This is a genomic window from Salipiger sp. (genome assembly GCF_059781815.1).
Map to the genome: position 1 here is coordinate 1 of NZ_JBYNAH010000280.1, position 5,892 is coordinate 5,892.

8 protein-coding genes are annotated in these 5,892 nt (G+C 67.8%); 3 read left to right on the plus strand and 5 right to left on the minus strand.

Translation table 11 applies throughout. From position 1 onward, the window contains the following. Both AC6RA4_RS22690 and AC6RA4_RS22695 read left to right on the plus strand, forming a co-directional pair. On the plus strand, positions 1–395 hold a 395-nt coding region (locus AC6RA4_RS22690; protein ID WP_500164168.1), incomplete at its 5' end, for an SDR family oxidoreductase. A gap of 215 nt (positions 396–610) precedes the next feature. Then, complete coding sequence (locus AC6RA4_RS22695; protein ID WP_500164170.1) at positions 611–1,531, plus strand: VOC family protein; 921 nt, start codon at positions 611–613, stop codon at positions 1,529–1,531. Positions 1,532–1,720: 189 nt separating this feature from the next. Here the strand turns inward: AC6RA4_RS22695 and AC6RA4_RS22700 are convergent, their stop codons facing one another. From AC6RA4_RS22700 to AC6RA4_RS22710, 3 genes are all read right to left on the minus strand, one after another. Further along, a complete protein-coding gene (locus tag AC6RA4_RS22700; RefSeq protein ID WP_222602269.1) occupies positions 1,721–1,894 on the minus strand; it encodes a YdcH family protein in 174 nt (57 codons plus the stop codon). A 113-nt stretch (positions 1,895–2,007) separates the two neighbouring features. Further along, positions 2,008–2,781: a tRNA1(Val) (adenine(37)-N6)-methyltransferase gene (locus AC6RA4_RS22705; protein ID WP_500164172.1), complete on the minus strand. Its 774-nt coding sequence runs from the start codon at positions 2,779–2,781 to the stop codon at positions 2,008–2,010. Continuing rightward, a complete protein-coding gene (locus AC6RA4_RS22710; protein WP_500164173.1) occupies positions 2,771–2,986 on the minus strand; it encodes a putative signal transducing protein in 216 nt (71 codons plus the stop codon). The genes AC6RA4_RS22705 and AC6RA4_RS22710 overlap by 11 nt, the downstream gene beginning before the upstream one ends. A gap of 55 nt (positions 2,987–3,041) precedes the next feature. Here AC6RA4_RS22710 and AC6RA4_RS22715 point away from each other — a divergent pair, with 55 nt between their 5' ends. Continuing rightward, the gene (locus tag AC6RA4_RS22715; RefSeq protein ID WP_500164175.1) at positions 3,042–4,043 is read left to right on the plus strand and encodes a polyprenyl synthetase family protein; all 1,002 of its coding nucleotides are present in this window, start codon (positions 3,042–3,044) and stop codon (positions 4,041–4,043) included. Here AC6RA4_RS22715 and AC6RA4_RS22720 read toward each other — a convergent pair. Beyond that, positions 4,037–4,918: a 4-(cytidine 5'-diphospho)-2-C-methyl-D-erythritol kinase gene (locus AC6RA4_RS22720; RefSeq protein WP_500164177.1), complete on the minus strand. Its 882-nt coding sequence runs from the start codon at positions 4,916–4,918 to the stop codon at positions 4,037–4,039. The two genes, AC6RA4_RS22715 and AC6RA4_RS22720, sit on opposite strands and share 7 nt — an antisense overlap. After that, positions 4,908–5,892 (minus strand): tetratricopeptide repeat protein (locus tag AC6RA4_RS22725; RefSeq protein WP_500164179.1); only part of this gene is annotated, 985 nt, incomplete at its 5' end. The genes AC6RA4_RS22720 and AC6RA4_RS22725, both read right to left, overlap by 11 nt.

Sequence of the window (5,892 nt, forward strand, 5' to 3'; positions counted from 1 at the left end):
TGTTCAACACCGTGCACCCGATCTGGCCCGGCATGCGCGAGCGCAAGTTCGGCCGCGTCATCGTGATCTCGTCGATCAACGGCCAGAAGGGCCAGTTCGCCCAGGTGAACTACGCCGCAACCAAGGCCGGCGACCTCGGCATCATCAAGTCGCTGGCCCAGGAAGGCGCCCGCGCCGGCATCACCGCCAACGCGATCTGCCCCGGCTACATCGCCACCGAGATGGTGATGGCGGTGCCGGAAAAGGTGCGCGAGTCGATCATCGCCCAGATCCCCGCCGGCCGCCTCGGCGAGCCGGAAGAGATCGCCCGCTGCGTGGTCTTCCTCGCCTCGGAAGATGCGGGCTTCATCAACGGCTCGACGATCTCGGCCAACGGTGGCCAGTTCTTCGTCTGACCTGAGGTCCGACGGAACGGCAAAGCCCCGGCCTTCGCGCCGGGGCTTTTTCGTGCGCGCGCGCCGCCGGCGTTTCCTCGCGCATGAAAGCGCCCCAACCGATCCCCGCCCTGCGCTGTCGTGCGAACCTGCACAGAAATGGCGCGCCGCCGCCTGTATGCCAACAGCCGCGCGCGCTCTATATCAGGGGTCACACGCACCAGAGGAGACCCGCCATGCTCAGCCAGATCCAAGGCCTTCATCACGTCACGTCGCTGGCCACCGGCGCGCAGCAGAACAACGCGTTCTTCACCCGGACGCTCGGCCTCCGGCGGGTGAAGAAGACGGTGAATTTCGACCGGCCCGACGTCTACCACCTCTATTACGGCGACGAGATCGGCACCCCGGGCACGGTGATGACCTATTTCCCCTTCCCCAACGCCAAGCGCCGGGTGCCGGGCAGCGGCGAGGTCTCGACCACCGCCTTTGCCGTCCCGAAGGGCAGCCTGCCGTTCTGGGAGGAGCGTCTTGCCGGGCGCACGCCGAGCCTGCGCGAAGAGCGTTTCGGCGAGACCCGGCTGCGCATCGACGGGCCCGACGGCGATGACCTGACGCTGGTGGAAAGCGACGACGACCGGACCCCGTGGACCGGCAGCGGCATCGATGCCGAGGTCGCCATTCGCGGCTTCCACTCGGTCGAACTGGCGCTGGCCGAAACCGGCCCGACCGCAGAGCTCCTGCGCTTCATGGGCTATGAAGAGGCCGGGACCGAGGGCGCGGTGACCCGGTTTGCCATGCCGAACGGCAACGGGGCGAATGTCGTCGATCTGGTGCAGAGCGACGCCCCGGAGGCCGAGCAGGGCGCCGGCAGCGTGCATCACGTGGCCTTTGCCGTGGCGGATCGCGCCGCGCAGAAAGAGGTGCAGAAGGCGGTTGAGGCGCAGGGCTTCCGCGTCACCGAGCAGATCGACCGGGATTACTTCTGGGCGATCTACTTCCGCAGCCCCGGCGGGGTGCTGTTCGAAGTGGCGACCGGCGAGCCGGGGTTCGACCGCGACGAAGAGCGCGGCGCGCTTGGCGAGGCGCTGAAGCTGCCCGAGCAGCACGCGCATCTGCGCGAGCGGCTGGAAGCCTCGCTCGAGCCGATCAGCGACTGAGCAACCGGCCAGACGAAATGACCGGACAAAGCGACGGCGCGGGCGTTTCCCTCCGCGCCGTCACAAGCGTTTTACAGTCTGATGTTTAATTTGTGTCAGCTCTGATTCGAGCTGCAATTTCCACGGATTTCCGGGGTCGGCCCGGTTGTCCGAAGACCACCAGACCGGGGATTTGCAAAGTTCGGGGGATCAGTGCGGCTGCGTGCTCAGCCGGGTGATCTCTTCCTTGAGGCGGAGTTTCTGCTTCTTCAGTTCGGCGACGTGCAGGTCGTCAACGCCCGGACTGCGTTGCATTTCTTCAACAGCGGTCGAGAGGTGGTGGTGCTTTTTCTTCAGTTCCTGCAGATGCGAACTCAAGCTCATAATGTCCTCCTTTGCTGGGTACGAGCCTTCAGTGCAGCACATCCGGCGATTCAAGTCACGCTGCAGATGCGAACGTCCTCAACATTGCCTTACCATGCGTCAGCACCGACGGATCACGGCGGGAAATTGAGCGCCTCGCCTTCCCGCAGAACCGTACGAATGACATCGGTATAGTCCTCGCCATCTTCAATATGCGCGGGCCCCGAATGCAGGACCAGCGGCGCATGGAGGCGAAATGCCGCGCGTCCGCCCTTGCGCCCGCGTGCGAGAATCAGCCGAGGCGCCCGGCCCGCGCGCGGCGCCAGCGGCCAGATCTCGAGCGAGCCGAGCCCCTCCCCCATCGCCGCCAGAAGCTCTGGCAGGCGCTCGGCGCGCTGGATGAAACTCGCCGTGCCCTTGGCGCGCAGGCGTTTCGCCGCGAGACGCACCCAGTCGGCCAGCGGCGCCGGGCCGGCCAGCGCCATCTCGCGCCCGGCATCGGGGGCGATGCTCCGCCGCTCGGTCTCGAAATAGGGCGGGTTGGCGAGGACGTGATCGACCGTGAGCGCCTTCAGCTCATCGGGCGGGGTGCCGATGTCACCCTCGATGACCTCGCCCGAGAGCCGGTTTTCCGCGAGGTTGCGCCGCGCGAGCGCCGCGTAGGCAGGCTGGATCTCGAGCCCGGTGAGCCGCAGCCCCGGCACCCGCGCGCCAAGGCAGCACAGCGCCGGCCCCGCGCCGCAACCCAGCTCCAGAACGCTCTGCCCCGCCTTTGCCGGCACGCTTGCGGCCAGCAGCACCGGGTCGATGCCCGCCCGATAGCCCGCGCGCGGCTGCCAGAGCCGCACCCGACCGCCGAGGAAATCGCTGCACTGCAACGCGTCCTCGGCGAAGGGCTCAGCCCTCAAAACGCACCCCGTTCATGCGCAGGATGCGGCGGGCATCGTCGATCTGGTCGGCCCGCACCATCAGCCGCCGCGGCAGAATGCCCAAGCTGCCCTCGAGCACGCTCATGTTTACGTCCAGCTCGAAGCTGTCTATACCCTCCCCGTCGAGAAGGGTTTTGACCAGCGGGATCAGCGTGATGTCGTTTGTGCGCAGAAGCTCTTCCATGCCGGGGATGTAAGGACAGGGGCGCCTCCTTGTCGAGGCCGATACCGAGGGTTTGATGGGTTTGGATACGCCGATGCAGAAGCCGCATGACCGGCTCGCCACGCTGCTTTCCGGGGATATGGACGGGGTCAACGCCCTGATCCGCGAGCGCATGGCGTCGAAGCACGCCCCCCGCATCCCCGAGGTCACCGCGCATCTCGTCGAGGCCGGCGGCAAGCGCCTGCGCCCGCTGCTCACGCTCGCCTCGGCGCGGCTCTGCGGCTACGAGGGGCCGTTCCACGTGCATCTCGCGGCGACGGTGGAGTTCATCCACACCGCGACGCTGCTGCATGACGACGTGGTCGACGAGAGCAAGCAGCGCCGGGGCCGCCCGACCGCCAACCTGCTCTGGGACAACAAGTCGAGCGTGCTGGTGGGCGATTACCTCTTCGCCCGCGCCTTCCAGCTGATGGTCGAGCCCGGCAACCTGCGGGTGCTCAACATCCTCAGCAATGCCGCCGCCACCATCGCCGAGGGCGAGGTGCTGCAGCTCACCGCGGCGCAGGATCTGCGCACCAACGAGGACATCTATCTTCAAGTGGTGCGCGGCAAGACCGCCGCGCTGTTCTCGGCGGCGACCGAGGTCGGCGGCGTGATCGCAGGCGTCGAGGAAGACCAGGTGCAAGCGCTGTTCGATTATGGCGACGCGCTGGGGATCGCCTTCCAGATCGTCGACGATCTGCTCGACTACCAGGGCGACAGCGCCGCCACCGGCAAGAATGTCGGAGACGATTTCCGCGAGCGCAAGCTGACCCTGCCGGTGATCAAGGCCATCGCCGCTGCCGATGACGCGGAGCGCGCCTTCTGGAAGCGCACCATCGAGAAGGGCGACCAGCAGGACGGCGATCTCGAGCACGCTCTGGAGCTTCTGACCAAGCATGGCGCGCTGGATGCCACCCGCGCCGACGCGCAGGCCTGGACCGACAAGGCCAAGGTCTCGATGGAAAAGCTGCCGGCATCCGAGCTGCGCGACCTGCTGGTCGAGCTCGCCGATTTCGTGGTGTCGCGGGTCTACTGACCCCGCGGCGCCGCCAGCGCCGAACAATCGCCCAGAACGCCGCTGGCCACCCACCAGCCCGGCTCTGCCGCGGCGATGGCCTCGGCGGACGCTTGCGCCTCCTTCTCGGACAGGAACAACCCGAAGCACGTGGCCCCGGAGCCCGACATGCGGGCGAGCTTGCAGCCCGGCTTCCCGCCGATCCGGGCCAGCACGTCGCGGATCGCGGGCTGCACCGCGCAGGCCGGCGCCTGAAGGTCGTTGCGCATCTCGTGCAGGAAGGCGATCAGCTCGGCCGCATCCGCCATTTCGGGCAGCGCATCCGGCATCGGCGTATTGTCGCGGCTCTCGAGCGCACGGAAGACCGCAGGGGTCGAGACCGGCAGGCGCGGGTTGACCAGAACGGCAGCCACCGGGGGCAGCGCCAGCGGCGTGAGCGCCTCGCCGATGCCCCGCGCCCGCAGCGGCAGGGACTGGACGCACATCGGAACATCCGCCCCGAGCGCGAGGATCGCCGCGCCATGGGACGCCAGCAACCCCTCGGGCGAGGCATCGCCGCCCCCCCGCGCCGCCAGCCCGCGCAGCGCCGCAGCGGCATCGGCGGAGCCGCCACCAATGCCAGACGCAGCCGGAAGCGCCTTGTGCAAGTGCAACGCGGCCTCCCCGCCCAGCAGGGCCGCGGCCTTCATCACGAGATTGCTGCCATCCTCGGGCACGCCCTCGGCCTCGGGGCCCGAGACCCGCAGCGACAGGCCCTCGCCGTCCGAAATCGCCAGCAAATCACCGACCGGCGCGAAGCTCACCAGCGAATCCAGCATGTGATAGCCGTCGTCTCGGCGGCCGGTCACGTGCAGGGTCAGGTTGATCTTGGCCGGTGCGAAGACCTCACTCGCCATTGGCCATCTTGAGCGGCGGCTTGCCTTCGTCGGCCAGAACCGCGTCGAGGCCGACCTTGAGCTTCTGGCGAATGCGCTCGGGGTCGATCTCGTCCGAGGCCTCGTCCCAGTCGACGAAGCTCAGGGCGCGCTTCCACTGGAACTCCGCCTCGATGTGGCGGCCCACGGCCCAATACACATCGCCGAGGTGATCGTTCACCACCGGATCGACCGCCATCAGCTCGGCGGCACGCTCCATATGAACCACCGCCTCCTCGTAGCGGCCAAGCCGGTAGAGCGCCCAGCCGAGGCTGTCGATGATGTAGCCGCTCTGCGGCTGCTCGGCGACCGCCTGCTCGATCATCGAGAGCGCCTCGTCGAGTTTCTGGTGCTGCTCGACCAGCGAGTAGCCGAGGTAGTTGAGCACCTGCGGCTGGCCCGGATTGAGATCGAGCGCCTTGCGGAAATCGGCCTCTGCTGCGTCCCAGTTCTTGAGCCGCTCGTTGCTGATGCCGCGGGCGTAGTAGAGGAACCACAGCGCCGGGTTCTCGTCCTCGAACGTGCCGAGGGCCGCGTCATAGGCCGCGATCGCCTCGTCGTAGCGCTCGAGCTGGCGCATCATGTCGCCCAACGCCGACTGCACCGCCGCCTGGCCGCCATGGGTGCCGGCAAGCTGCTCGAGCACCTCGACCGCCGCGTCGACCTTGCCGCTCGAGCGCAGCGCCTCGGCGCGGCCAAGCTCGGCCGCGTGATAGGAGGAATCCTCGCGCGGGACCTGCTTGTAGGCGGCGACCGCAAGGTCGTACTGCCCGAGCGCCTCGAGCAGCGACGCGGTCATCAGAATGGCGCCGGAGTGATCCGGGCGCAGATACTGCGCGATGCGGGCATAAAGCAGGGTGAAATCGTCGTCGGCCTCGTTGGCGAGCGCGCCCGCGAGGGTGTAGAACACCTCGGCGATGCCGTCCTTCGGCGATTTAACATAGGTGAAGGGCAGA